Annotated in this window: 20 protein-coding genes; 16 read left to right on the forward strand and 4 right to left on the reverse strand. The window is 72.5% G+C overall.

All coding sequences use genetic code 11. The features are described 5' to 3' along the window. Nucleotides 1-102: 102 nt before the first annotated feature. Nucleotides 103-1,995, forward strand: a complete 1,893-nt coding sequence (locus tag J8M50_RS42055) for an ABC transporter ATP-binding protein (protein ID WP_029183825.1) — start codon at nucleotides 103-105, stop codon at nucleotides 1,993-1,995. Nucleotides 1,996-2,038: 43 nt separating this feature from the next. On the opposite strand, the gene J8M50_RS42060 is transcribed toward J8M50_RS42055, so the two are convergent. Then, nucleotides 2,039-3,430, reverse strand: coding sequence for an aminotransferase class V-fold PLP-dependent enzyme (locus tag J8M50_RS42060; RefSeq protein WP_010353522.1), 1,392 nt, complete (start codon nucleotides 3,428-3,430; stop codon nucleotides 2,039-2,041). Between the two features lie 291 nt (nucleotides 3,431-3,721). On the opposite strand from J8M50_RS42060, the gene J8M50_RS42065 reads away from it, so the two are divergent. From J8M50_RS42065 to J8M50_RS42075, 3 genes are all read left to right on the forward strand, one after another. Continuing rightward, nucleotides 3,722-4,522, forward strand: a complete 801-nt coding sequence (locus J8M50_RS42065; protein ID WP_010353521.1) for an acyl-ACP desaturase — start codon at nucleotides 3,722-3,724, stop codon at nucleotides 4,520-4,522. A 2-nt stretch (nucleotides 4,523-4,524) separates the two neighbouring features. After that, on the forward strand, nucleotides 4,525-5,001 hold the full coding sequence (locus J8M50_RS42070) for a GNAT family N-acetyltransferase (RefSeq protein ID WP_141655581.1): 477 nt from the start codon (nucleotides 4,525-4,527) through the stop codon (nucleotides 4,999-5,001). 220 nt (nucleotides 5,002-5,221) lie between these two features. Then, entirely contained in the window at nucleotides 5,222-6,136 is a 915-nt protein-coding gene (locus tag J8M50_RS42075) for an SGNH/GDSL hydrolase family protein (protein WP_086013994.1), read from the forward strand. An 11-nt stretch (nucleotides 6,137-6,147) separates the two neighbouring features. On the opposite strand, the gene J8M50_RS42080 is transcribed toward J8M50_RS42075, so the two are convergent. After that, nucleotides 6,148-6,792: a ScbR family autoregulator-binding transcription factor gene (locus J8M50_RS42080; RefSeq protein ID WP_010353518.1), complete on the reverse strand. Its 645-nt coding sequence runs from the start codon at nucleotides 6,790-6,792 to the stop codon at nucleotides 6,148-6,150. A 105-nt stretch (nucleotides 6,793-6,897) separates the two neighbouring features. Between J8M50_RS42080 and J8M50_RS42085 the strand changes: the two genes are divergently transcribed. From J8M50_RS42085 to J8M50_RS42100, 4 genes are all read left to right on the forward strand, one after another. Continuing rightward, entirely contained in the window at nucleotides 6,898-7,821 is a 924-nt protein-coding gene (locus J8M50_RS42085; RefSeq protein WP_029183824.1) for a ScbA/BarX family gamma-butyrolactone biosynthesis protein, read from the forward strand. Between the two features lie 63 nt (nucleotides 7,822-7,884). Then, complete coding sequence (locus J8M50_RS42090; RefSeq protein WP_010353516.1) at nucleotides 7,885-8,514, forward strand: aspartate/glutamate racemase family protein; 630 nt, start codon at nucleotides 7,885-7,887, stop codon at nucleotides 8,512-8,514. Between the two features lie 109 nt (nucleotides 8,515-8,623). Continuing rightward, nucleotides 8,624-10,075, forward strand: coding sequence for an FAD-binding protein (locus J8M50_RS42095; RefSeq protein WP_010353515.1), 1,452 nt, complete (start codon nucleotides 8,624-8,626; stop codon nucleotides 10,073-10,075). 118 nt (nucleotides 10,076-10,193) lie between these two features. Further along, complete coding sequence (locus tag J8M50_RS42100; protein ID WP_010353514.1) at nucleotides 10,194-11,375, forward strand: transglycosylase family protein; 1,182 nt, start codon at nucleotides 10,194-10,196, stop codon at nucleotides 11,373-11,375. A 104-nt stretch (nucleotides 11,376-11,479) separates the two neighbouring features. Here the strand turns inward: J8M50_RS42100 and J8M50_RS42105 are convergent, their stop codons facing one another. Continuing rightward, the gene (locus tag J8M50_RS42105; RefSeq protein WP_010353513.1) at nucleotides 11,480-12,631 is read right to left on the reverse strand and encodes a DMT family transporter; all 1,152 of its coding nucleotides are present in this window, start codon (nucleotides 12,629-12,631) and stop codon (nucleotides 11,480-11,482) included. A 211-nt stretch (nucleotides 12,632-12,842) separates the two neighbouring features. Between J8M50_RS42105 and J8M50_RS42110 the strand changes: the two genes are divergently transcribed. From J8M50_RS42110 to J8M50_RS42140, 7 genes are all read left to right on the forward strand, one after another. Further along, entirely contained in the window at nucleotides 12,843-13,628 is a 786-nt protein-coding gene (locus tag J8M50_RS42110; protein ID WP_050987218.1) for a (2Fe-2S)-binding protein, read from the forward strand. Nucleotides 13,629-13,642: 14 nt separating this feature from the next. Then, nucleotides 13,643-14,803, forward strand: coding sequence for a glycogen synthase (gene glgA / locus J8M50_RS42115; protein ID WP_029183823.1), 1,161 nt, complete (start codon nucleotides 13,643-13,645; stop codon nucleotides 14,801-14,803). A 52-nt stretch (nucleotides 14,804-14,855) separates the two neighbouring features. After that, nucleotides 14,856-16,076, forward strand: coding sequence for a glucose-1-phosphate adenylyltransferase (gene glgC / locus J8M50_RS42120; RefSeq protein ID WP_040836385.1), 1,221 nt, complete (start codon nucleotides 14,856-14,858; stop codon nucleotides 16,074-16,076). A gap of 148 nt (nucleotides 16,077-16,224) precedes the next feature. Beyond that, nucleotides 16,225-17,643, forward strand: coding sequence for a wax ester/triacylglycerol synthase family O-acyltransferase (locus tag J8M50_RS42125; RefSeq protein WP_010353509.1), 1,419 nt, complete (start codon nucleotides 16,225-16,227; stop codon nucleotides 17,641-17,643). 63 nt (nucleotides 17,644-17,706) lie between these two features. Beyond that, the gene (locus J8M50_RS42130; protein ID WP_010353508.1) at nucleotides 17,707-19,191 is read left to right on the forward strand and encodes an SDR family NAD(P)-dependent oxidoreductase; all 1,485 of its coding nucleotides are present in this window, start codon (nucleotides 17,707-17,709) and stop codon (nucleotides 19,189-19,191) included. Between the two features lie 152 nt (nucleotides 19,192-19,343). Next, nucleotides 19,344-20,093, forward strand: a complete 750-nt coding sequence (locus J8M50_RS42135) for a peptidoglycan recognition protein family protein (protein ID WP_010353507.1) — start codon at nucleotides 19,344-19,346, stop codon at nucleotides 20,091-20,093. A 73-nt stretch (nucleotides 20,094-20,166) separates the two neighbouring features. Further along, nucleotides 20,167-20,709 carry a hypothetical protein gene (locus tag J8M50_RS42140; protein WP_010353506.1) on the forward strand — a complete coding sequence of 181 codons (543 nt, stop codon included), beginning with the start codon at nucleotides 20,167-20,169 and terminating at the stop codon, nucleotides 20,707-20,709. 4 nt (nucleotides 20,710-20,713) lie between these two features. Here J8M50_RS42140 and J8M50_RS42145 read toward each other — a convergent pair whose 3' ends face one another. After that, a complete protein-coding gene (locus J8M50_RS42145) occupies nucleotides 20,714-22,426 on the reverse strand; it encodes an IlvD/Edd family dehydratase (protein ID WP_010353505.1) in 1,713 nt (570 codons plus the stop codon). Between the two features lie 50 nt (nucleotides 22,427-22,476). On the opposite strand from J8M50_RS42145, the gene J8M50_RS42150 reads away from it, so the two are divergent. Continuing rightward, complete coding sequence (locus J8M50_RS42150; protein WP_010353504.1) at nucleotides 22,477-23,259, forward strand: IclR family transcriptional regulator; 783 nt, start codon at nucleotides 22,477-22,479, stop codon at nucleotides 23,257-23,259. The last annotated feature ends 19 nt before the right edge of the window (nucleotides 23,260-23,278 follow it).

Consider the following 23,278-nt stretch of genomic DNA (forward strand, 5'->3'; position numbering starts at 1 on the left):
ACCCGGGCACAACGGGGGGTTGCGGACGCGAGGACAGCGCATGACGAACGCCCGCACCCTTGACCTCAAGATTGGTCGAGGTCCTACGGTCGTCCCATGAGCATGGAGACCACCGCCTGGGCGCAGATGCAGAGCGCCATGACCGCCCGCACCGGGGACGGCAGACCTTTCGACCGCTCCACCCTGCGCCGCATCGGCGCGTTCGCCCGACCGCACCGCAAGAGGATCGCGCTCTTCGTCGTGCTCGGGATGGTGACCGCGCTCCTCGCGGTCGCCGGACCCGTGCTCGCCGGACGCGTCGTCGACACGATCGTGTCGCACGGCCGGCCCTCCGTCGTCGTCCGTCTCGCGCTGTTCATCGCCGGGATCGCGATCCTCGAAGCGGCCCTCGGCATCCTGGGCCGGCGGCTCTCGGCGACGCTCGGGGAGGGGCTCATCCTGGATCTGCGCACGGCCGTGTTCGACCATGTGCAGCGCATGCCGGTCGCGTTCTTCACCCGGACCCGTACGGGAGCGCTGGTCTCCCGGCTCAACAACGACGTGATCGGCGCCCAGCGCGCCTTCAGCAACACCCTCTCCGGCGTCGTCAGCAATATCGTCACCCTGCTCCTCACGCTCGCCGTGATGCTCACCCTGTCCTGGCAGGTCACGCTCCTCGCGCTGGCCCTGCTGCCGGTGTTCGTGATCCCCGCGCGGCGCATGGGCGCGCGGATGGCCGGCATGCAGCGCGAGGCCGCGACCCTCAACGCCGCGATGGGCACCCGGATGACCGAGCGGTTCTCCGCCCCCGGCGCGACCCTCGTCAAGCTCTTCGGCCGCCCCGAGGAGGAGTCCGCCCAGTTCGCCGACCGCGCGTCCCGCGTCCGCGACATCGGGGTCCGTACGGCGACCGCCCAGTCCGTCTTCATCACCGCCCTGACCCTGGTCTCCGCGCTGGCCCTCGCGCTCGTGTACGGCCTCGGCGGGCGGCTCGCCCTCGGCGGCACCCTGGAGCCGGGCGCCGTCGTCTCCCTCGCGCTGCTCCTCACCCGCCTGTACGCGCCGCTCACGTCGCTCGCGGGGGCGCGCGTCGAGGTGATGAGCGCGCTGGTGAGCTTCGAGCGCGTCTTCGAGATCCTGGACCTGAAGCCGCTGATCGCGGAGAAGCCCGACGCCGGTGAACTCCCCTCGGGGCCGGTCTCCGTGGAGTTCGACGACGTCCGCTTCGGCTACCCCGCCGCCGACCGCGTCTCCCTCGCCTCCCTGGAGGAGGTCGCGGCGCTCGACACGCGGGGCGGTACGGAGGTCCTGCACGGGCTGACGTTCCGCGCGGAACCCGGCCAGACCGTCGCCCTCGTCGGCTCCTCCGGCGCCGGGAAGTCCACCATCGCGCAGCTCCTGCCGCGCCTGTACGACGTCGACTCCGGTGCCGTACGGGTCGGCGGCGTCGACGTCCGTGACGTCACCGCGCGCTCCCTGCGCGAGACCGTCGGCATGGTCACGCAGGACGGCCACCTCTTCCACGACACGGTCCGCGCGAACCTGCTCCTCGCGGCGCCCGACGCGACCGAGGCCGACCTGTGGGACGCCCTGCGCCGGGCCCGCCTCGACACGCTCGTCCGCGAACTCCCCGACGAACTCGACACGGTCGTCGGCGAACGCGGCTACCGCCTCTCCGGCGGCGAACGCCAGCGCATGACCATCGCCCGTCTCCTCCTCGCCCGCCAGCGCGTCGTCATCCTCGACGAGGCGACGGCCCACCTGGACAACACGTCCGAGGCGGCGGTCCAGGAGGCGCTCACCGAGGCGTTGGCCGACCGCACGGCCCTGGTCATCGCCCACCGCCTCTCCACGGTCCGCTCGGCCGACGTGATCCTGGTCCTGGAGGCCGGGCGGATCATCGAACGGGGCACGCACGAAGGGCTGTTGGCGGCGGAGGGACGGTACGCGGAGCTGTACCGGACCCAGTTCGCGGGACGGGAGGAGAAGGCGGGGGTGAAGGAGGCGGTGGTGTAGGGGAGTTGGGGCCGGTCGTACGGCGCTGGGTGGGGTGTACGTTTCAACACCCCACCCGGGGCCCGAACACCCCCTCCGCCCCCCGCGCCAAAACCTCCGCGCACACCTCCAACAACCGGTCCACGTCCCGTGAGTTCGTCGCCACCCCCATCGACGCCCGCACCGCCCCCTGTGCCTGGACGGCGAGTTGGCGCAGATACGCGTCGACATCCGACGGAGTCCCCCGCACCAGCGCCTCCCGCACCACCTCCGGCGTCATCCCGTTGGCCTCCTCCGCGACGCCGGGGTTGCAGAAGCAGCCCGTGCGCAGGCTGATCCGGGCCTCGGCGGCGGCCCGCTGGAGGGCGCGTTCGTCGACGGGGGAGCCGTCCGGGCGCAGGAGGTTGAAGGTGACCGTGGGACCCCGGTCCCGGGCGGCGAGGGGGCCGAGGACGCGGACCGCCGGTTCGCCGCCGGGGTGGCGCAGAGCCGTCAGCCCGTCCAGGAGCCGGACGGTGAGCCGGGTGACGTGGCGGTGGACGGCGTCGTACCCGATCGCCCGGTGCCAGGCGACCGCCGCCGTCACGTCGGGCAGCGCGAGGAACGGGAGGGTGCCGTCCTCGAAGCCCTCCGGCGCGGGCGCGGGGAGGTGCCAGTCGGTGTGGGAGGAGGAGGCGCGGACGGTGCCGCCCGCGAACCAGGGCCGGTCAAGGCCCGCGAGGGCGTCGCGGCGGGCGATCAGGCAGCCCACGCCGGTCGGGAAACCGGTGATCTTGTACCAGGACAGCGCGACGAAGTCGGCGGGGACGGCCGTCAGGTCGAGCGGCCCGGTCGGCAGGTACGCGGCGGCGTCCAGCGCCACCCGCCACCCCCGGCGCCGAGCCTCACCGGCCCACTCCAGCGGATGCCGTACGCCCGTCGCGTTCGACTGCGCCGGGAACGCGAACAGCCCCCGCCCGCCCGCGTCCAGACACACCGTCACCGCCTCGGTCCGCGTACGGAACCCGGGCCCCAGCGGCACGACCCGCACCGGCGCGCCCGCGCGTACGGCGTACCGGCGCATCCCCAGCACCGAGTTGTGGTCGTCCCCGAGGAACGCGAGCGGCGCGTCGGGGCCGAACGGGTACGCCTCGGCGACCAGCCGCAGGGCCGCCGTCGCGTTCGGCGTGAAGACGGCGACGTAGTCCTCCGGGGACGCCCGGCAGAACGACAGCGCCGCCCGGCGGGCCTCCTCCACCAGCCGGGTCGAGGCGAGCGAGGCGGGGCTCGCCGTGTGCGGGTTGCCGTACACGCCCGAGGCGAGCCGGGCCGCGCCGCCCCGGACCAGGGAGAGCGGGGGCAGGGCCGCGCCCGTGTAGTCCAGGTAGGCGTGGTCCTCCGCGTCCAGGTACGGGAACTCCTTCTCGCGCAGGGCGTCGACGTGGCACGCGCGGTCCGCAAGGGATGTGGTCGGCATCTCGGAACCTCCTCACCCATTTCCGAAAATCCTTCCGGAAACGAGCCGATAAAACCCACGGAAAATGATCCGACGTGACGCAAGAACGCATGGTCCGCATTTCGCCCCTTCCGGGTGAAACATGCGACGGGGAACACTCCGTCCAGCGGAAACGGGCCGTCGGCGGCCCCCTGGTCATGGCAACCTGCGACGCGGGAACGATAAGGACCATTATGGGACGTCTTCCTTCGGTACGGACGAAAAACACGGTCCGTCCACCCCGCCCTCCGTAATTCGAACCGGGACATCGCCATGCCGATCGATCTGCGCGCGGAACTCGAACCCCGCGTCGCCCACCGCCTCGACGACCACCTGACGGCCGCCCGGGACTGGATGCCGCACGACCTCGTGCCCTGGTCCCTCGCCTGGGACTTCGACAGCTCCCCCTGGCACCCCGGACAGTCCCGGCTGCCCGAACCCGCCCGCACCGCGCTCACGTCCCTCCTCGCCGAGGAGGAGGACCTGCCGCGCCGGCACGCCGCTCTCGCCGCCGTCTACGGCCGGCGGGGCGCCTGGGCGCAGTGGCTGCACCGCTGGACCGCCGAGCAGCAGCGCCACGGGACCGCCCTGCGCGACTACCTCCTCACCACCCGCGCCGCCGACCCGGCCGAACTGGAGCGGGCCCGGCTGCGGACGCTGTGCGCGGTGCGCGGGGAGCCGGTGCGCGACCTCGCCCGCACGCTCGCGCGGCTCACCGTCCAGGAGGAGGCCGCCGCCGTCCGCTACCGGGCCGTCACCGGCGTACCCGACTGCTGCGGTGCGCTGCTCGCGCGGATCGCCGGGGACAAGGAACTCCACGCGCGCTTCCACCGTTGTCTTCTCGACGACGCCCTGCTGATCGACCCCTCCCGCACGGTCGCCGCGATCTGCGCCGAACTGCTCGCGCCCGAGCTGTCCGACGGGTACGGCCTCGGCGTCCACCTCGACCGGGTGGTCCGGCCGCTCCTCGGTCACTGGCGGCTGTCCGAGCTGCCGGGCCTCTCCGCGGACGCGCTCCGGCATCTCGATGCGGTCGACGCGCTGCTGAGCACACCCGCCGGGGCGCTGTTGTGACCGTGTCCGTCCGCACCGGGGACACCGGCGACTACGACGCCGTCCGCGCGCTGCACGCCCGCTGTTCCGTCGCGACCCGGGCGCGGCGCTACCACACCGGGACACCGCAGCTCACGCGTCCCGCGTGGGAGCGGATGAGCGGGCCCCTCGCCGGGTGCACGCTCCTCGCGACACCCTTCGGGCTGCCCGAGCGGGTCGTCGCCGTGGGGCATCTCCTCTACGAACGCCACCCCGACGTCGCCGAGTTGGCCGTCCTCGTCGAGGACACCTGGCAGTCCCACGGGCTCGGCGGCGTCCTCTCCCGGCGCCTGTACGGGCTCGCCCACTTCATGCGGGTCCGCACGATCGTCGCCTACGTCGCCACCGACAACATCCGCGCCCGCCGCATGGTCCAGGGCCTCGCCCGCACCGCCGGCGGCCACGGCCCCGACGTCCACCTCCTCTCCGACTCCGACGTCCTCGAAACGGTCCTCTCCTAACCGCCGCGGAAGGTCTTTGATGCGCTGGTCCCGCCCTGCACGTTGGCTGACGGTCTGGTATGCGCGGGTGTTCCTGCGCTCACTGCGGCATCTGGATCCGCGGGGGGTGCATCGGGGCAACGGGGTTTATGTGCCGGGGGGTTGGGGGGAGAGGGTGAGGGGTTCGGTGGGGGTGAGGGCTTCTTCGGGTGGGGGTTCAGCCGGGGGCGCGGGTACGGGGGTGAGGTCGCGTCTGAGTTCGGGGGAGGTCGGGGTGGTGAGGTCGGTGGGGGTGGCGGTCGCCGTGGTTTTCGGTGGGGCCGGAGCGGGGGTTTCCCCGGGGGCGGTCGGTGATGAGATCCGGCTCGTGGTCGTCGGGGACTCCACCGCGCTCGGGATCGGGGTGGGGGAGGCGCGGCAGGCGCCGGGGGCCGTGCTGGGGCAGTGGCTCGCCGAGGAGACGGGGCGGGCCGTACGGGTGTGGGTGTACGGGCGGTTCGGGGCCACGACGTCGTCGCTCGCGGGGAAGGTCGAGCAGGCGGTGACCGTGCGGCCGGATCTCGTGGTCGTGCTCACGGGCGCCAACGACAGCCTGCTGCCGGTGCCGTTGGGGCGGGCCGCGCGGGCGCTCGGGCGGCATGTGCGGCGGCTCGTGGGGGAGGGGGCGGCCGTGGTGGCGGCGGTGAGTCCCGACGCCGGGTGCGGGGGCGCGATCCCCGGGTTCCTCGGCCGGCTGCTGTCCCTGCGGTGCCGGAAGCTGGGCCGGCTCCAGGCGCGCCACGCGCTGAAGGCCGGCGCGCGGATCGTCTCCTTCCGCGACGACGACTTCCGTACGCACCGCTCCCGGCTGATCGCGCCCGACGGCTTCCACCCCTCGGCGGCGGGCTACGAACTCCACGCGGGCCGCCTGATGCACGCGATGCTGGCGTCCCTCGCGAACCCCCAACTACCGGCGGTCCACGCGGCTTTGTGCCTACGCCGCACCGACTCCCTGCGCTCGACGTCCCGTCGGGTGGCCCGCACCCCCAACTCCCACGCCGCACCCACCACTTCGAGCGCCGAGTACGAGGTACAGGTACTCCCGCCGAAACGCCGCCGCCAGGGGTTCGTGCCGGGCCAGAAGGAGGGGAAGACGCCGACGCGCACAGAGTCCTGAGGACGTCCCCCTCACCCCACCCCCACCGAAAGAACCCCCAACTCCCGTGCCCGGCCCAGGCACCCCTCCGTATCGGCGTGGGACTGAAGGGCCGGGAGCAGGAGGCGCCACATGTCCGTCACCGCCTCCTCCACGTCCTCGCGGCGCGAGAGCGCGTCGGAGACCGTGTGCGTGCCGAAGAACGCAGCGATGACGGTGCGGGCGGCGCGGGGGATGTCGACGGTGGGGGAGAGCTCGCCGGCGGTGCGGGACTCCGTGAGGACGCCGGCGACCGTCGAGATCCAGCCCATGAACGGCACCGGCAACTCAGCGGAGATCGCGTGCCGTTCGTTCCAGAGCCGGTTCCCGGCCCGGACGACGTGGTCGTCACGGAACTCCCGGGCGACCTCGAAGCTCAGCAGGACGAGCCGCTCCAGCGCGCTGCCGCCCCGCCGCAGGCACCTGGCGACGACCGGCGGCCAGTGCGCGAAGTGCGCCTCGACGACGCTGCGCGCGAGTTCCTCCTTGCTGCCGAAGTGGAAGTAGAGCGCCCCGCTCGTGTACCCGCTGACCCGCGCCACGTCGGAAATGCTGGTGCCCGCGTATCCGTACTCCTCGAAGAGCTTCGCAGCCGCGACGAGAATGGCCTTCCTGGTCGTTTCCGCGCGTTCCTGCATCTCCGCCTCCGGGTCGTGGGGTGGCTCATCCGCCTTTCAGGTGATCTATAGGCACGGCGGGAAAATGTCAGAAGCGACACGGCGAAACATTGTTTTCATGATTTTATGTCTGAAACTCTTGTCATTCAGCCCGACTTGTCCGCCGCCCCGCAGACCCCGGCCTGGGACCGCACGGTCCCCCGCCACCTGGTCCACCGCCGCTCGGTCGCGGAGGTCCTGCTCACGGACGCGCTCAGAGTCTCGGACACCCGCTTCCTGATCGCCGCGCAGTGGCCGCTGCGCCACTCCACGTTCCGCCCCGACCCCGAGGGCCGCCACGACCCGGTGTTCGTGGTGGAGACGATCCGTCAGATGGGCCTGCTGATCCCCCGCGTGTTCCTGGGCAGCCCCCCGGACACCCGCCTCCTCATCAGAACCGTCGGCTTCACCCTGGACCCCGCCGCCGAACCCCGCACGGCGTACGGCGCGAGCGACGTCCTGTGCGAGGCGGAACTGTCGGACGTACGCCAAGTCCCGTCCCGCCCGGGCCCGTTGTCGCTGGCGATGAAGGTCGCGTTCTCCTGCGCCGGTGTCCCCTTCGGCCACGCGGAGGGCCGCCTGCGCACCCTGACCCCGCACCAGTACACCGCCCTGCGCACCGGCCGCGCCCAGCGCCCGCCGCTCGGCCTCGCCGGGGAGCGCCCCGGACCCGCCGAGGTCGGGGTGGCCGGCGAGGGCGGGGTGATGGTCCGCCGGGCGCCGGACGGCACCGTGCGCGTCGACCCCGCCGACCTCGGCCACCCCCTCTTCTTCGACCACCCCAGCGACCACGTCCCCGGCATGGTCCTGCTGGAGTCGGCGCGCCAGGCCGCCTGCCTCGCCCTCGGGCGCGGGGCCAGGCTCCTCGGCGCGGACCTGAGGGCGACCGGCTTCACGGAGTGGACACCCGCGGCGAGCTTCGAGTGCACGCCGGGGGAGGGGAGTTGGGGCTTCAAGGTCGTACAGGAGGGGGTGGCGACGGCGGCGGGGACGCTGACTTTCGGACACTGACCGCGCGATTGTCGGGGTCGCCAGCCGGCCACCACCCGGCGTCAAGGCCCTAAGGTCACCCCCATGCGCCTGGCCCTCCTGCACACCTCCCCCGCCCACATCCCCGTCTTCGACGCCCTGCGCGACGAACACCACCCGGCCCTGGCCCTGCGCCACCACGTGGACGAGACCCTCCTCGCCAGGGCCCGCGTGGAGGGCCCGGAAGCGGTCGCGCCCGCCGTGCGGGAGGCGTTGGAGCGGGCCGTCGCGGAGGGCGTGGACGCGGTGCTGTGCACGTGCTCGTCGATCGGCGGGGTCGCGGAGGAACAGGGCGAGGGACTCGCCGTACCCGTCATCAGGGTGGACCGCCCGATGGCCGCCGAGGCGGTCGCCGCCGGGGAGCGGATCGTCGTCCTCGGGACGGTCGCCAGCACGCTCGCACCGACCGCCGCCCTGGTCACCGAGGAGGCGGGCGGCCGTCCGGTCACCGTGCGGACGGTCCTGGTCGAGGGCGTCTGGGAGCTGTTCGAGGCCGGGGACGCGGAGGGGTACGCCCGTGCGGTCGCCGACGCGGTGGACGCGGTGACCGGCGCCGACGCGATCGTGCTGGCGCAGGCGTCGATGACCCCGGCGCAGGGCCTCGCCCGGACGCCGGTACCGGTGTTCTCCAGCCCCCGGCCGGGTCTCGCGGCAGCCGCCGCACAGTGTGTTTGAAACCACAAGTACCCGGTGATCAAGATCGCCCTACCATGAGTCTCCGACGACTTGATGCCCTTTCAGGCCGCCCCCACCATGGGCCGAAAGACCGGACGAGGCGAGGCACATGACCCCCACACCCTCCCGACGCACTCTGCTCCAGGGCCTGGCCGCCGGTACGGCCGTGGTCGCGTTCGACCCCGTCACCCGCAGCTGGGCCGCGACGGCCGACAGCGCCTTCGCGGCGGTCCCGCCCCTGGACGGCACCCTGCTCACCGACCCCGCGTCCCTCGCGGCGGCGGCCGACGACTACGGCCACATCGTGCACCGCACCCCGGCCGCCGTCCTGCGCCCCGGCTCGGTCGACGACGTCGTCACGATGATCCGCTTCTGCAACACCCACGCCATCGACGTCGCCCCGCGCGGCCAGGGTCACGGCACCTTCGGCCAGGCCCAGGTGCCGGACGGCGTGATCATCGAGACGAGCCCGCTGAACCACATCGGCACGCCGGGGAACGGCAGGGTGACCGTCGGCGCGGGCGCCGTGTGGAGCGACGTCCTGCGCGCGACTCTCCGACACGGCCTCACGCCACCGGTGTTCACCGACTATATCGAGCTGTCCGTCGGCGGCACCCTCTCGGTCGGCGGCATCGGCGGCCAGACCCACCGGCACGGCGCCCAGGTCGACAACGTCCTCGCCCTCGACGTCGTCACCGGCGCGGGCGAACGCGTGCACTGCTCCCCGACCCGCCGCGCCGACCTCTTCCACGCCGTCCTCGCGGGCCTCGGCCAGTGCGCGGTCATCGTCGCCGCGACCCTGCGCCTGGTCCCGGCGCCCACCGCCGCGACCGTCCGCCACTACCTCCTCCCGTACACCGACCTCGACACCTTCCTCACCGACCAGCGCACCCTCACGCGGGAGCGCCGCTTCGACTACGTCGAGGGCCAGGTCACCGCCGACAAGAACGGCGCCTTCACGTCGTACGTCCTGGAGGCGGTCGCCTACGACGCCGAGGTCCCCGAGCCGACGCTGCTCGCAGGTCTGTCGTACGACCCGGCGGGCGTGCAGCGGACCACGCCGACGTACTTCGACTTCGTCAACCGGGTCGGGCCGGTGGCCGAGGAGCTGAAGAAGTCCGGGATCTGGGCGTACGCGCACCCCTGGCTGAACCTGCTGATCCCGGGCGAGCGGACCGCCGAGGTGACCCGGGAGATCCTCGCCGGGGTCACCGCCGCCGACGTCGGCGCCGGGCTGATCCTGCTCTACCCCCTCGACCGGGCCCGCCTGCACACCCCGCTGCTGCCCATGCCGGACGACCCGGTTCCGTACCTGTTCGCGATCCTCGCGGCGACCCCGCCCGCCGACACGGCCACCGTCGACCGGCTCCTCGCCGCCAACCGCGCTGCGTACGAGCGGACCGCGGCGGCCGGCGGGACGCAGTACCCGGTGGGGTCCATCCCGTTTCGGCCGCAGGACTGGCGGACGCACTTCGGCGCGGTCTGGCCGCAGCTCGCGGCGGCGAAACACACGTACGACCCCCGGGGTGTCCTCGTGCCGGGGCAGGGCGTCTTCGGCTGAAACGCGGTGACATGAGTCGAACCGATCGGGGTAAAAGAGCGGCTGATTCGCGGTCTTGCCCTGGCCGGTTCGCCCCGCTTACTTTTTGCCCTCCTGACGCCTGTACAGGGGGTTCACCATGGCCGTACGCGGCCGGCACCGCCGATACCAGCCGACCCGGATCAACCGCGCCTCGCTCACCGTCACCGCAGGTGGCGCCGGTATGGCGCTGCCCCTCATAGGCGCCGGCACCGCGCACGCCGCCGATGTCCACACCTGGAACAAGGTCGCGGCCTGCGAGTCCACGAACAACTGGAGCATCAATACCGGCAACGGCTACTACGGCGGCCTCCAGTTCACCCGGTCCACCTGGGAGGCGTACGGGGGTCTGCGGTACGCGGGGCGCGCGGATCTGGCCACCAAGGACCAGCAGATCGCGGTGGCCGAGAAGGTCCTCGACGGCCAGGGGCCCGGCGCGTGGCCGGTGTGCTCGGTGCGGGCGGGGCTGACGCGGGGCGGGAACGCGCCCGACATCGAGCCGGTCGCGCAGAAGAAGGCTGCCCCCGAGAAGGCGGTTCAGCAGAAGGCCGCCAAGAAGGCCAAGGCGCCGGACGTCAGAGCCCAGGCGACCCCGCAGTCCCGTGCCGGGCGCACCGAGATGTACACCGTCGTGCACGGCGACACGCTCTCCGGGATCGCCGACGAGCGGGACGTCCGGGGCGGGTGGCGGGGGCTGTACGCCGCGAACCGGAAGACCGTCGGCGCCGACCCCGATCTGATCCTGCCGGGGCAGCGGCTGAGCCTGGACGGGAAGAAGGCCGCCCAGGCGAAGGCTCCGGCCAAGGCCAAGCCTCATACCAAACCGCAGGCCAAGCCCAAGGCGACCAAGCCGAAGACGGTCACGAGCGAGCGGGGCGGTTCTCTCGTCGCCCCCGTCAACGCCGACACCGGCACGCGCTACCACGCCACCGGGTCCTCCTGGTCGAAGGGCTACCACACCGGCGTCGACTTCCCCGTCCCCACCGGGACCTCCGTGAAGGCGGTCGGCGCGGGCGAGGTCGTCAGCGCCGGGTGGAGCGGCTCCTTCGGCTACCAGGTCGTCATCCGGCACGCCGACGGCCGCTACACCCAGTACGCCCACCTCTCGGCGATCTCCGTCAGGGACGGGCAGTCCGTCGGTGCGGGCCAGCGCATCGGCCGGTCGGGGTCCACGGGGAACAGCACGGGGCCGCACCTGCACTTCGAGGTACGGACGGGGCCCGGCTTCGGGTCCGACGTCGACCCGGTCGCGTACCTGCGGGCCGGGGGCGTCAAGATCTGAGCGGCCCAGACGTCGTCCGGTTCGCCCGCGCGCGGGCCGGCGCCGTCAGGATCCGGCCACACCGGTTCCGGTGCCGTCCGGCCCACCTGCGGGCCGGCGCGTCGTCAGGATCTGACCTTCGCGCGGTGCCGGTCGGTGGTCCGGACGGCCAGGGACAGGCCGTCGTAGTAGAGCCGGTAGGTCCCGTCCGCGAGGTGGGCGGACCCGTCGGCCGACACCCACGCGGGAGTGCCCTCCGGCACCTGTGCGGGGCCCGGCTTCGGCAGGCCGTCCGCCTGGGCGGCGGGGCGGGTCTCCGGCAGCTCCTTGCGGGCCGGTGCCGACTGCTCGGGCAGCGTCGGCAGCAGGGCGTCGCCGGGCTCCCGGGCGGGCTCGGCGGGCCCCTCCTGCGCCGGCTGCGCCGTCTCCTGTGAGTGCTCGCGGGCCAGCCGCTCCGTCGTCAGCAGGATCAGGCCGCCCGCCGCGACGACACCGCAGCCCAGCGCCAGGGCGGTGCCCGTCGCGCCGTAGCGGAACGTCTCGCCGAACATCGTGATCCCGACGGCCGCCGCGACCACCGGGTTGACGACGGTCAGCGTCGACAGCGGGGCCGCGAGGCCCGCGCCCCGGTAGGACGCCTGGGACAGCAGCATCCCGGCGGTGGCGAGGACACCGATCAGGACCAGGGTGGGCAGGTCACCGGCGGTGACGCCGCCCGACCAGTCGACGGCGACCGTCTTCGTGAACACCGAGGACATGCCGAACGCGATACCGGACGCCGTCGCCAGCAGCATCGCGCGGACCGCCGGATGCCGGTGCACCGCGCGCGCGGCGACCATCAGCGCGGCCACCGCACCGGCCGTGGCCGTCGCGACCGCGATCCGCTCGGGCGTCGTCAGGGACTGCGAGTCGGAGGAGCCGACCAGGGCCAGCAGACCCGCGAGGCCGACCGTCGCCATCAGGGCGCCGCGCCAGGCCGTCGCCCCCGCGCGCTGCTTCACGAACAGGGCCGCCATTGGCAGCGCGAACACGATCGTCAGCGCGCCCAGCGGCTGCACGAGACTCAGCGGGCCGTACGCCAGCGCCACCACGTGCAGCACCCCGCCCATGCCGTTCAGCGCGACCGCGCCCCACCACGCCGGGCGGCGCAGCGGAGCGTACTGCCCGGGGGAGGCGCTCGGGGAGGAGAGCGCCACCTGCTCCTGCACGATCGCACCCGCGGCGTACGCCACGGCAGAGATCAGCGACAGGACCACGGACAACGCGAGGGCGCTCATGAGCTGCTCCTCTGCGTGAGGCGGGGGCACCAGGCCCGGCGCGGCGAACGGTCGGCTTCCATGACAACCACGATGCCCTGTCGATCTGTTCCTGTCGTCGTACCTGAGCACTCATTGCGTCGTACTACTCAGGGAGTACATGAGGGCTGCACCCCCCACCTTGGGTGGGGGTACGTACACCGTCGGGCAGAGTCTCCCTCTCCGACCGTTCTTGGTACTACTGCTTTTCGTGGACCACGAACCCGGCCTCGACCCCGCCCTCGCCGCGCTGCGCCCGCTCGGCGGCTTCTTCGTCCTGCGCACCCTCCTAGACGAGGCAGGAGACCCGCCAGGACCGCTGCCGACCCTCGCCGACGCGTACGAAAACCAGTCGTCGGACGTTTACGGAAATCCGCTGATTTTCCGTGTCCGCAAGGTCGCCGGGAGTGTCCGCGCCCCCGAGGACCGGGTCGCCGCCTCCCTCGCGCACCAGTCCCTCGCCTCCCGCCTCTGGTCGATCGCCCTGGGCTCGGCCGCCCTCCTCGGCCGCCTCCCCGACCTCGACCCCGCCCTCCTGCGCTGGAACCCCGACGCCTCCGCCCCGGACGACCTGTGGCTCACCGAGGCCCGCCCCCGCCCGGTCGCCGACCTCGCCGCCCTGATCCTCGACGCCCACCTCGAACCGCTGGCCGCCGCCCTGCACGCCCACCACCGCATCGCCCCCGGCCTCCTGCGCGGCAACGCCGCCTCCTCCCTCGCCGGAAGCGCCCGCCGGCTGACCTCGTGGGCCCGGCAGCACGGCCGCAGCGACGTCGCCGCCACCACGCGCGCGCTGACCGCCGAACTCTTCGCCCACCCGCTCCTCGCCGGCACCGGAACGTTCACCGGACCCCGGTTCCGGCGCGGCAGCTGCTGCCTGTACTACCGGGTGCCCGGAGGGGGCCTGTGCGGCGACTGTTGTCTCGATGCTCTTCCCCGCGCGCCCCGTCTGGGTGACCATGAGGGAACTGGCCGCTGAGAAGGGGGCTTAGGTTGCGAGTGGGCCTGCTGACCCGGGAGTACCCGCCGGACGTGTACGGCGGCGCGGGTGTCCATGTGGAGTTCCTGGCACGGGAGTTGAGACCGCTCGTCGACCTCGACGTGCACTGCTGGGGCGAGGGCCGTACCGACGGCGTCCTGCGCCACCGGCCCTGGTCCGCGCTGGACGGCGCGAACGACGCGCTGCGCACGTTCTCCGTCGACCTCGCCATGGCCGCCGGACTCGAAGGACGCCAGCTCGTCCACTCGCACACCTGGTACGCCAACCTCGCGGGCCACTTCGCGAAGCTCCTGCACGGCGTGCCGCACGTGATGACCGCGCACTCCCTGGAACCCCTGCGCCCCTGGAAGGCCGAGCAACTCGGTGGCGGATACGCCCTGTCGAGCTGGGCCGAGCGCACCGCGATCGAGGCCGCCGACGCCGTGATCGCCGTCTCCGGCGCCATGCGCGAGGACATCCTCGCCTGCTACCCGGCGCTCGACCCGGACCGCGTACGCGTCGTCCACAACGGCATCGACACCGGTCTTTACCGCCCCGACCACGGCACCGAGGCCCTCCTGCGCGCCGGACTCGACCCCGACCGGCCCTACGTCCTGTTCGTCGGCCGCATCACCCGGCAGAAGGGCGTCCCCCATCTGCTGCGCGCCGTACGGGACATCGACCCGCGCGCGCAGGTCGTGCTGTGCGCGGGCGCCCCCGACACCCCGGAGATCGACCGTGAATTCCGGGAGCTGTACGAGGAGTTGAGCAGCGTCCGGGACGGCGTGCACTGGATCCCGAAGATGCTGCCGCGCCCCGAGGTCATCCAACTCCTCACGCACGCCGCCCTGTTCGTGTGCCCCTCGGTCTACGAGCCGCTGGGCATCGTCAACCTGGAGGCGATGGCGTGCGGGACGCCGGTCGTCGCCTCACGGGTCGGCGGGATCCCCGAGGTCGTCGACCACGGGCGTACCGGTCTGCTCGTCGAACTCGGCGACTCCGACGGGGAGTTCGAGGCCGGGCTGACCCGCGCGATCGACTCCGTGCTCGGTGATCCGGACGCGGCGCGGCGGATGGGCGAGGCCGGACGGGCCCGCGCCGTCGGGGAGTTCGGGTGGGACGCGGTGGCCCGGCGGACTGTCGCGCTCTACGCGGAGATCCTCAAACAGGGTTGAGCCGCCTCGCCGTGGGGCAATCAAGGGGAACCATAGGGTGAGGGGAGCGGCCATGCGTCGTGGTGGACCTTCGGTGCTCGGGATCGTTCTGGCGGGCGGTGAGGGCAAACGGCTGATGCCCCTGAGCGCGGACCGGGCGAAACCCGCGGTCACCTTCGGGGGGACGTACCGACTGGTGGACTTCGTCCTGTCGAACCTCGTCAACGCGGACATCCTGCGCATCTGCGTGCTCACGCAGTACAAGTCGCATTCGCTGGACCGGCACATCACGACCACCTGGCGGATGTCGAGCCTGCTCGGCAACTACGTCACACCGGTCCCCGCGCAGCAGCGGCTCGGGCCGCGCTGGTACCTCGGCAGCGCGGACGCGCTCCTCCAGTCGCTCAACCTCGTCCACGACGAACGGCCCGAGTACGTCGCGGTGTTCGGCGCGGACCACGTCTACCGGATGGACCCCCGGCAGATGCTCGCGCAGCACATGGAGTCCGGCGCGGGCGTCACCGTCGCGGGCATCCGCGTGCCGCGCACCGAGTCCTCGGCCTTCGGGGTCATCACCCCCGGCAGCGACGGGCAGGTCGTCGAACGGTTCCTGGAGAAGCCGCTCGACCCGCCCGGGCTCGCGGACGCCCCCGACACCGTGTTCGCCTCCATGGGCAACTACATCTTCACCACCAAGACCCTCATCGAGGCGCTCCAGCGCGACGCCGAGGACGAGAACTCCGTGCACGACATGGGGGGTTCGATCCTTCCCCAGCTCACCGCCCGCGGGGAGGCGTACCTGTACGACTTCAGCCAGAACCACGTACCGGGCGAGACCAGCCGGGACCGGGGGTACTGGCGGGACGTCGGGTCGCTCGACGCGTACTACGACGCACACATGGACCTCATCGCCGAGCGGCCCGCGTTCAACCTCTACAACCGGAGCTGGCCCATCTACACCCACGCCAACCAGCTCTCCCCGGCGCGCTTCAACGCGGGCGGCATGGCCAGCGAGTCGATCATCAGCGCCGGGTGTCTGATACGGGGGCAGGTCACGCGGTCCGTGCTGTCGCCGGGGGTCGTGGTGGACCCCGGGGCGGTGGTGCAGGGGGCGGTGCTGCACGACAACGTCCGGATCGGGCGGGGGGCCGTGGTGCGGGGCGCCGTGCTGGACAAGAACGTCGAGGTTCCGCCGGGGGCGACGATCGGGGTGAACCCGGAGCGGGACGGGGAGCTGTACACGGTGTCCAAGGGCGGGGTGATCGCGCTGGGGAAGGGGCAGATCGTGAGCTGAGGGGCGGGGTGCGGCGGGAGTGACGGCGGCGGCGATGGCAGCGGCGACTTAATCCGTTGTTAACTGAGCGTAGCTTGATCGTACTTGACCGTAATCGGTCGAACGGGTTTGACTGCTGCTCCACCCGTCGCCGACGCGAGGCAAGCCCTTGACTGCCGACCTGCTCGCACCCCTCGATCTGGCGTTCTGGAACCTGGAGACCGCCGAGCACCCCATGCACCTCGGCGCCCTCGGCGTCTTCTCCGCGCACTCGCCCACCGCGGGCGCCCACGCGGCCGACCTCCTCGCGGCCCGCGCCGCCGCCGTCCCCGGCCTGCGCATGCGCATCCGCGACACCTGGCACCCCCTCGCCTTCGGCGCCGCCGTCCGCGAACCCGCCCCCGGCTTCGACCCCCTCCACCACGTCGTCCTCCACGCCCCCACCCCCGACTTCCAGACCGAGGCGGGCCACCTCATGCAACGCCCCCTCGACCGGACCCGGCCCCCCTGGGAGGCCCACGTCCTGCCGGGCGAGGACGGCGTGACCTTCGCGGTCCTGTTCAAGTTCCACCACGCCCTGGCGGACGGCCTGCGCGCACTGACACTGGCGGCGGCGGTACTGGACCCGATGGAGGGGCCGGAGCGACCGGGCAGGAGCCGGAAGCAGCCCGCGCACGAGGAGCCGCCGACAGGGGTACGCCGCCTGGCAGGGTTGGCGCGAGCCGCGCTGCCGGGCCCGGTGCGCGGTGCGCTGAACGCCACCGCCGCGCTCCCCGGCCGTATCCAAGGCGCCCTCTCCGGCACCGGACGCGCACTCGACATCGGGGCCTCCGTCGCCGTGTCCGGGCTCGCCGTGCGGTCCACTCCGGCGCTCACCTCCGAGCCCTCCGGCACGCGCCGTACCGCCGGGGTCGTCATCGACGTCGACGACGTGCACCGGGTGCGCAAAGCCGTCGGGGGGACCGTCAACGACGTACTGATCGGCGTCGTCGCGGGGGCGCTGCGGCGGTGGCTCGACGAACGCGGGGACGGGAGTGCGGGGGTGGTGCCCCGGGCGCTCGTGCCGGTTTCGCAGCGCCGTCCCCGTACCGCTCATCCGCAGGGGAACCGGCTCTCCGGGTACCTCGTGCGGCTCCCCGTCGACCAGGCGGAGCCGCTCGCGCGGCTCGCCGCCGTACGGGCCGCGATGGACCGCAACAAGGACGCCGGACCCGGCCGGGGCGCGGGGGCCGTCGCGCTGCTCGCCGATCATGTGCCCGCGCTCGGGCACCGGCTCGGGGGGCCGCTCGCCGGGCAGGCCGCGCGGTGGTGGTTCGACGTGCTCGTGACCAGCGTGCCGCTGCCCGGCGTGGCGCTGAGGCTCGGCGGGCACCCCGTCGTCGAGGTGTATCCGTACGCGCCCCTCGCGCGCGGACAGGCGCTCGCCGTCGCCCTGTCCAGCTACCGCGGACGCGTGCACGTGGGGCTCGTCGCGGACGGCGCGGCCGTCCCCGATCTCGACCGGCTCGCCGCGGCCGTGACCGCCGAGGTGGAGACGCTGGTCACGGCGACCGCCGCGGGTTTGGAGGACGGGCCCGGCGCTCCGTAAAATCATCCGTTCGAAAGCGGACGCGACCGGCGCGCCGCACGGCGAGTCGAGGAACACAGCGCGATGACGGTGACAGAGGACGGCGAGGCCGTGTACGGCCCCGGGATCGACCCCGAGCGGCTTGCCGTCTGCCTGAGCGTGCTGGACGAGCTGGACAAGCTCGACGTGGACCACCCCGACGCGATCGCCGTGCGCCGCGCCACCGCCGGCATCTACCGCACGGTCAAGCAGCGCCGCAGGCAGGAGCGCCGCGCCTCGAAGACCGCGCACGACAAGGCGGTCACCGAGGCCACCGCGACCGGCTCCGCGCAGCGCATCGACGACGAGACGGAAGGCATCCTGCCGTCCTCGGTCACCGAGGCCGGACGCATCGCCGGAGTCCTCCAGCGCCCGCGCTCCTGCTACACCTGCAAGACCCGGTACGTCGAGGTCGACTACTTCTACCACCAGCTCTGTCCGGACTGCGCGGCCCTCAACCGCGAGAAGCGGGACGTCCGCGCCGACCTCACCGGCAAGCGCGCGCTGCTCACCGGCGGCCGGGCCAAGATCGGCATGTACATCGCCCTGCGGCTGCTGCGCGACGGCGCGCACACCACGATCACCACCCGCTTCCCCAAGGACGCCATCCGCCGCTTCAAGGCGATGGACGACTCCGCCGACTGGATCAACCGCCTCGAAGTCGTCGGCATCGACCTGCGCGACCCCGCCCAGGTCGTCGCGCTCGGCGAGCGGATGACCGAGGCCGGGCCGCTCGACATCCTCATCAACAACGCGACCCAGACGGTACGGCGCCTGCCGTCCGCGTACGCCGCCCTCGTCGACGGCGAGTCCGCGCCGCTGCCCGCCGGGGAACTGCCCGCGCACCACGTCATCGGGGCGTTCGGGTCCGGCGCGGTCGACGGGATCGCCGCGCTGCCGCTCGGGTCCGGGTCCTCCGGGATCGACGCGCAGAAGGTCGCGGACCTCGCCCTCGTCGCCGGGAACGCGAGCGTCGAGCGGCACCTCGACGGGACCGCCATCGACGCGGGCGGGCTCGTCCCGGACGTCGTCGACACGAACACCTGGGTCCAGTCCATCGAGCAGATCTCGCCGGTCGAGCTGCTCGAGACCCAACTCTGCAACTACACCGCGCCGTTCATCCTCATCAGCGCGCTGCGGCCGATCATGGCCGACGCCGCGCGCAAGGCGGTCAGCAAGCGGTCCTACGTCGTCAACGTCTCCGCCATGGAAGGCGTGTTCGGCCGGGGCTACAAGGGCGCCGGGCACCCCAACACCAACGCCGCCAAGGCCGCGATGAACATGGTCACCCGGACCAGCGCGGACGAGATGTTCCAGACCGACGGCATCCTCATGACGTCCGTCGACACGGGGTGGATCACCGACGAGCGGCCCCACTACGACAAGCTGCGGCTGGCCGAGGCCGGGTTCCACGCGCCGCTCGACCTTGTCGACGGGGCGGCGCGGGTGTACGACCCGGTCGTGCGCGGGGAGGCGGGGGAGGACGTGTACGGGGTGTTCCTCAAGGACTATGCGCCCGGGAAGTGGTAGGGGTCTGTTTCCTCGGGTGGTAGAGGGCTGACCAGCGTTTTCAGGCCGGGTTCGAATGTCGTGGCGGTGAGTTCGGGGGCGCGGGGAAGGTGGGGATGTCGCACCACAGCGACACCCTTCCTCGTGTCACGACGACAGGACAGGACCGGGTCATGGGACGTTCGGAACTCTCCGCTTCCGGTGGGGCCTTTCTGCCGGGGCGCCGCAGTGTGCTCCTGGGGGCGCTCGGCGCCGCCGCCACGGGCGTACTGGCCGCTCGACCGGCGTTCGCCGCAGCCGCGCCGGGCTACACCTTGCGGACCCGCGCCGACTGGGGCGCCGACGAATCGCTCCGGTTCGCCGCCGACGGCACCGAGAAGTGGCCGCCGGGGTACTACCCTCTCCAGACGGTCAGCATCCACCACACCGCCGACGGCAGCACCGACCCCGACCCGGCCGCCCGGGTCCGCGCCATCTACCGCGAGGACGCCATCGGCAAGAAGAACTTCGGCGACATCGGCTACCACTACCTGATCGACGAGAACGGCCGTGTCTATGAAGGCCGTTGGTCCGGCACGGACGGCACCCCGGCCCACGACGCCAGGGGCCGACTGGTGACCGCGGCCCACATAGGCGACTACAACTCGGGCAACGCGGGCATCGCCCTGCTCGGCGACCTGACCTCGACCCCGGCGTCACCGGCGGCCCGGGCAACCCTGATCCGCCTCCTCGCGGACTTGTCCACGCGCCACACGCTCAACCCCCTGGCCACCGTCCGCTACCGCAACCCGATCAGCGGAGTCACCCGAACCGTCCCCACGATCAGCGGCCACAAGGACTGGGCGGCCACGCTCTGCCCCGGCACGGTGCACGCGGATCTCCCGGCGATCCGCCGAGAGGTCGCCGCGCTGCTCGACGGCTGACGGCCCCGCTGAAGGCGCCCGCACCCCGTCCGTACGATGAGACCCGGCCGCGTCGACCGGAACGGACACCAGGGTGACGAACAGCACGACTTCCCGCCTCCACACCACCGTGGACGCCCTGCGGACCGCCCTGGCGGACAGCCCCGACCTGCTGTCGTTCACGCTAGGCGGGACGATCGACGGGCCGACCGCCACCGCCGCGCTGGCCGAGGGCGTCCCCGGTGCCTTCGTGGACTTCTGCCGGGTGCTGGACGGCGCGAGCTGCGGACCGTCCGTACAGCTCTTCGGACTCGCCGAGGCCCGGTCACACCAGTTCTACTGCACCCCGATCGTGGACTCACCCCTGGACCTCTCCCCGGAGAAGCTCTACTGCATCGGCGTCCTCCACGACACCCCGATCCACCTGGACCGCGCGACCGGCACGGTCCTCGGCATCCCCGACGAACACTGGGAGTGGCCGGACGCGGAACGTTTCGACGAACTGGCGTCGGGGGTGACGGAGTTCTTCCTGGAGCGGCTGGCTGTGCCGGGGTATCAGCAACTGGCGTTGGTGGACGACGAGTTGGTGGAGTACGACGGGTGGCTGACGCTGCTGAGGCGGGCCGGGATCGTTTGAGGGGTCAGTGCGACTCCCGGCTCACCTCGCTCCCGCTCGATCCCACCAGGAAGTCGAGGTCCGCGCCGGTGTCCGCCTGGAGGACGTGGTCGATGTAGAGGCGTTCCCAGCCTCGGTGGGGGCTGGCGAAAGCCGCTGTAGTTGTTTTGGTGGGTTCCCGGCGGGAGAGTTCCGGCTCGGGGACGTCGAGTGTCAGGCGGCGGGACGGGACGTCCAGTTCGATGATGTCGCCTGTGCGGACCAGGGCCAGCGGGCCGCCCGCCGCCGCTTCGGGGGCTACGTGCAGGACCACCGTGCCGTACGCCGTGCCGCTCATGCGGCCGTCGCAGATGCGGACCATGTCGCGGATACCTTGCGCCAACAGCTTTTTCGGGAGGGGCATGTTCGCCACCTCCGGCATGCCCGGGTAGCCCTTCGGGCCGCAGCCGCGCAGGACGAGGATCGAGTCGGCGTCCACGTCCAGGTCGGGGTCGTCGATGCGGGCGTGGAAGTCCTCGACGGAGTCGAAGACGACTGCCCGGCCCCGGTGTTGGAGGAGGTGGGGGGAGGCTGCGGCCGGTTTCAGCAAGGCGCCGTCGGGGGCCAGGTTGCCGCGCAGGACGGCGATGCCGCCCTCGGTCACCAGGGGTTCCGTGCGGGAGCGGATGACCTCGGCGTCCCAGATCGCCGCGTCGGACAGGTACGACACCAGAGGGGCGCCGGTGACCGTCAGCGCCGTCGGGTCTAGCAGGTCCTGGACCTCGCGCAGGACCGCCGGCAGGCCCCCCGCCCGGTGGAAGTCCTCCATCAAGTACCGCCCGGCGGGCTGGAGATCGACCAGAACGGGGACGCGGGAGCCGACGCGGTCGAAGTCGTCGAGGGTGAGGTCGATCCCCAACCTCCCGGCGATGGCGAGGAGATGGACAACGGCGTTGGTGGAGCCGCCGATCGCGGCGAGGGCGACGATCGCGTTGTGGAAGCTCGCCTTCGTCAGGAAGGTCCCGGGCCGCCGGTCGGCGGCGACCATCTCCACCGCCAACTTCCCTGTCCCGTGGGCGGCTTGGAGGAGACGGCTGTCCGGCGCCGGGGTGCCCGCGACGCCGGGTACGACGGTCCCGAGCGCCTCGGCGATCAGGGCCATCGTGGACGCCGTACCCATCGTGTTGCAGTGCCCCTTGCTGCGGATCATCGCCGACTCGGAGCGGGTGAAGTCGGCCTGCGAGAGGGTTCCGGCGCGGACCTCCTCGGAGAGTTTCCACACGCCGGTGCCGCAGCCCAACAGGGCGCCCTGGAACGTGCCGTTGAGCATCGGGCCACCGGGTACGACGACCGCGGGGAGGTCAACTGAGGCCGCTGCCATGAGGAGTGAGGGGATCGTCTTGTCGCAGCCCCCCAACAGGACCACGCCGTCGATGGGGTTGGCCCGCAGCATCTCCTCGGTCGCCATCGCGGCCATGTTCCGCCACAGCATCGCGGTCGGCCGGACCTGCGTCTCGCCGAGCGACACGACGGGCAGGTCCAGCGGGATGCCCCCGGCCTCGTAGACACCGTTGCGGACGGACGCGGCGACCTCGTCGAGGTGCGCGTTGCACGGCGTGAGATCGGACGCCGTGTTGGCGATGGCGATCTGCGGGCGGCCCGTGAACGCGTCGTCCGGGACTCCCCGGCGCATCCACGCCCGGTGGATGTACGCGTTGCGGTCCTGACCCTCGTACCACTGAGCGCTGCGGAGCGTCACGATGAAGCGCCTTCCAATAACCGACACGCAGGTCTAATCTTTGGAACGCCATGGAGCATACGCAGACGTACGACGGACCGACAGACCCCGGAGCCGACCGGCTCGTGGGGGCGGACCGGGTGCTCGCGGTCCTCAAGGAACTCGCCCGCCACCCGGGCGGCGTCGGCCTGGACGAGCTGACGCGCGTGATCGGCAGCCCGAAGCCGACCGTGCACCGCGCCCTGAGCGCCCTGCGCCGCGCGGGCCTCGCCGACCACGACGCCCCCGGCCGGTACGTGCTCGGCGACGAGTTCCTGCGCATGGCGTTCGCGCACCACGAGGCCCGCCCCGACCACGTCCGCGTCCGCCCGGTCCTCGAAGCGCTCGCCCACCGCTTCGGCGAGACCGCGCACTACGCCGTCCTCGACGGCCACGAGGTCGTCTACCGCGCCAAGGTCGACCCCCCGTCCGGCGCGGTCCGCCTCACCTCCACGATCGGCGGACGCAACCCCGCCCACACCACGGCCGTCGGAAAACTGCTGCTGGCAAGGGAGTTGACGACCCTCGCGGACGTCGAGGCGTGGATCGGCGACCGCACGCTGGAACGCCGCACCCCCAGGACCCGCTGTACGGCGGAAGAGCTGTACGCCGAACTGACCGTGACCCGGCAGCGCGGCTACGGCCTCGACGACCAGGAGAACGAGACCGGCATCCACTGCCTCGCCCTCCCCGTGTACCTGACCTCGCCGTCCACCCCCTCGGGCGCGGTCAGCGTCAGCGCGCTCGCCTACCGTTCGCCCCTCGCGGCGATGGTCGACGCCCTCGACGACATCCGTGCCCTGCTGCCGAGTTGACCTCTCAGGAGACGAACCC

It is taken from the genome of Streptomyces acidiscabies, assembly GCF_020010905.1.
GTDB lineage: Bacteria > Actinomycetota > Actinomycetes > Streptomycetales > Streptomycetaceae > Streptomyces > Streptomyces acidiscabies.

What these genes read in the sequence shown, in the direction of transcription:
- J8M50_RS42080 (WP_010353518.1), bottom strand. Translation starts at nt 6,792, where the DNA reads ATGCAGGAACGCGCGGAAACGACCAGGAAGGCCATTCTCGTCGCGGCT.
- J8M50_RS42060 (WP_010353522.1), bottom strand. Translation starts at nt 3,430, where the DNA reads ATGCCGACCACATCCCTTGCGGACCGCGCGTGCCACGTCGACGCCCTG.
- J8M50_RS42055 (WP_029183825.1), top strand. Translation starts at nt 103, where the DNA reads ATGGAGACCACCGCCTGGGCGCAGATGCAGAGCGCCATGACCGCCCGC.
- J8M50_RS42085 (WP_029183824.1), top strand. Translation starts at nt 6,898, where the DNA reads ATGTCTGAAACTCTTGTCATTCAGCCCGACTTGTCCGCCGCCCCGCAG.
- J8M50_RS42100 (WP_010353514.1), top strand. Translation starts at nt 10,194, where the DNA reads ATGGCCGTACGCGGCCGGCACCGCCGATACCAGCCGACCCGGATCAAC.
- J8M50_RS42135 (WP_010353507.1), top strand. Translation starts at nt 19,344, where the DNA reads ATGGGACGTTCGGAACTCTCCGCTTCCGGTGGGGCCTTTCTGCCGGGG.
- J8M50_RS42150 (WP_010353504.1), top strand. Translation starts at nt 22,477, where the DNA reads ATGGAGCATACGCAGACGTACGACGGACCGACAGACCCCGGAGCCGAC.
- J8M50_RS42090 (WP_010353516.1), top strand. Translation starts at nt 7,885, where the DNA reads ATGCGCCTGGCCCTCCTGCACACCTCCCCCGCCCACATCCCCGTCTTC.
- glgC (WP_040836385.1), top strand. Translation starts at nt 14,856, where the DNA reads ATGCGTCGTGGTGGACCTTCGGTGCTCGGGATCGTTCTGGCGGGCGGT.
- J8M50_RS42130 (WP_010353508.1), top strand. Translation starts at nt 17,707, where the DNA reads ATGACGGTGACAGAGGACGGCGAGGCCGTGTACGGCCCCGGGATCGAC.
- J8M50_RS42065 (WP_010353521.1), top strand. Translation starts at nt 3,722, where the DNA reads ATGCCGATCGATCTGCGCGCGGAACTCGAACCCCGCGTCGCCCACCGC.
- J8M50_RS42105 (WP_010353513.1), bottom strand. Translation starts at nt 12,631, where the DNA reads ATGAGCGCCCTCGCGTTGTCCGTGGTCCTGTCGCTGATCTCTGCCGTG.
- J8M50_RS42095 (WP_010353515.1), top strand. Translation starts at nt 8,624, where the DNA reads ATGACCCCCACACCCTCCCGACGCACTCTGCTCCAGGGCCTGGCCGCC.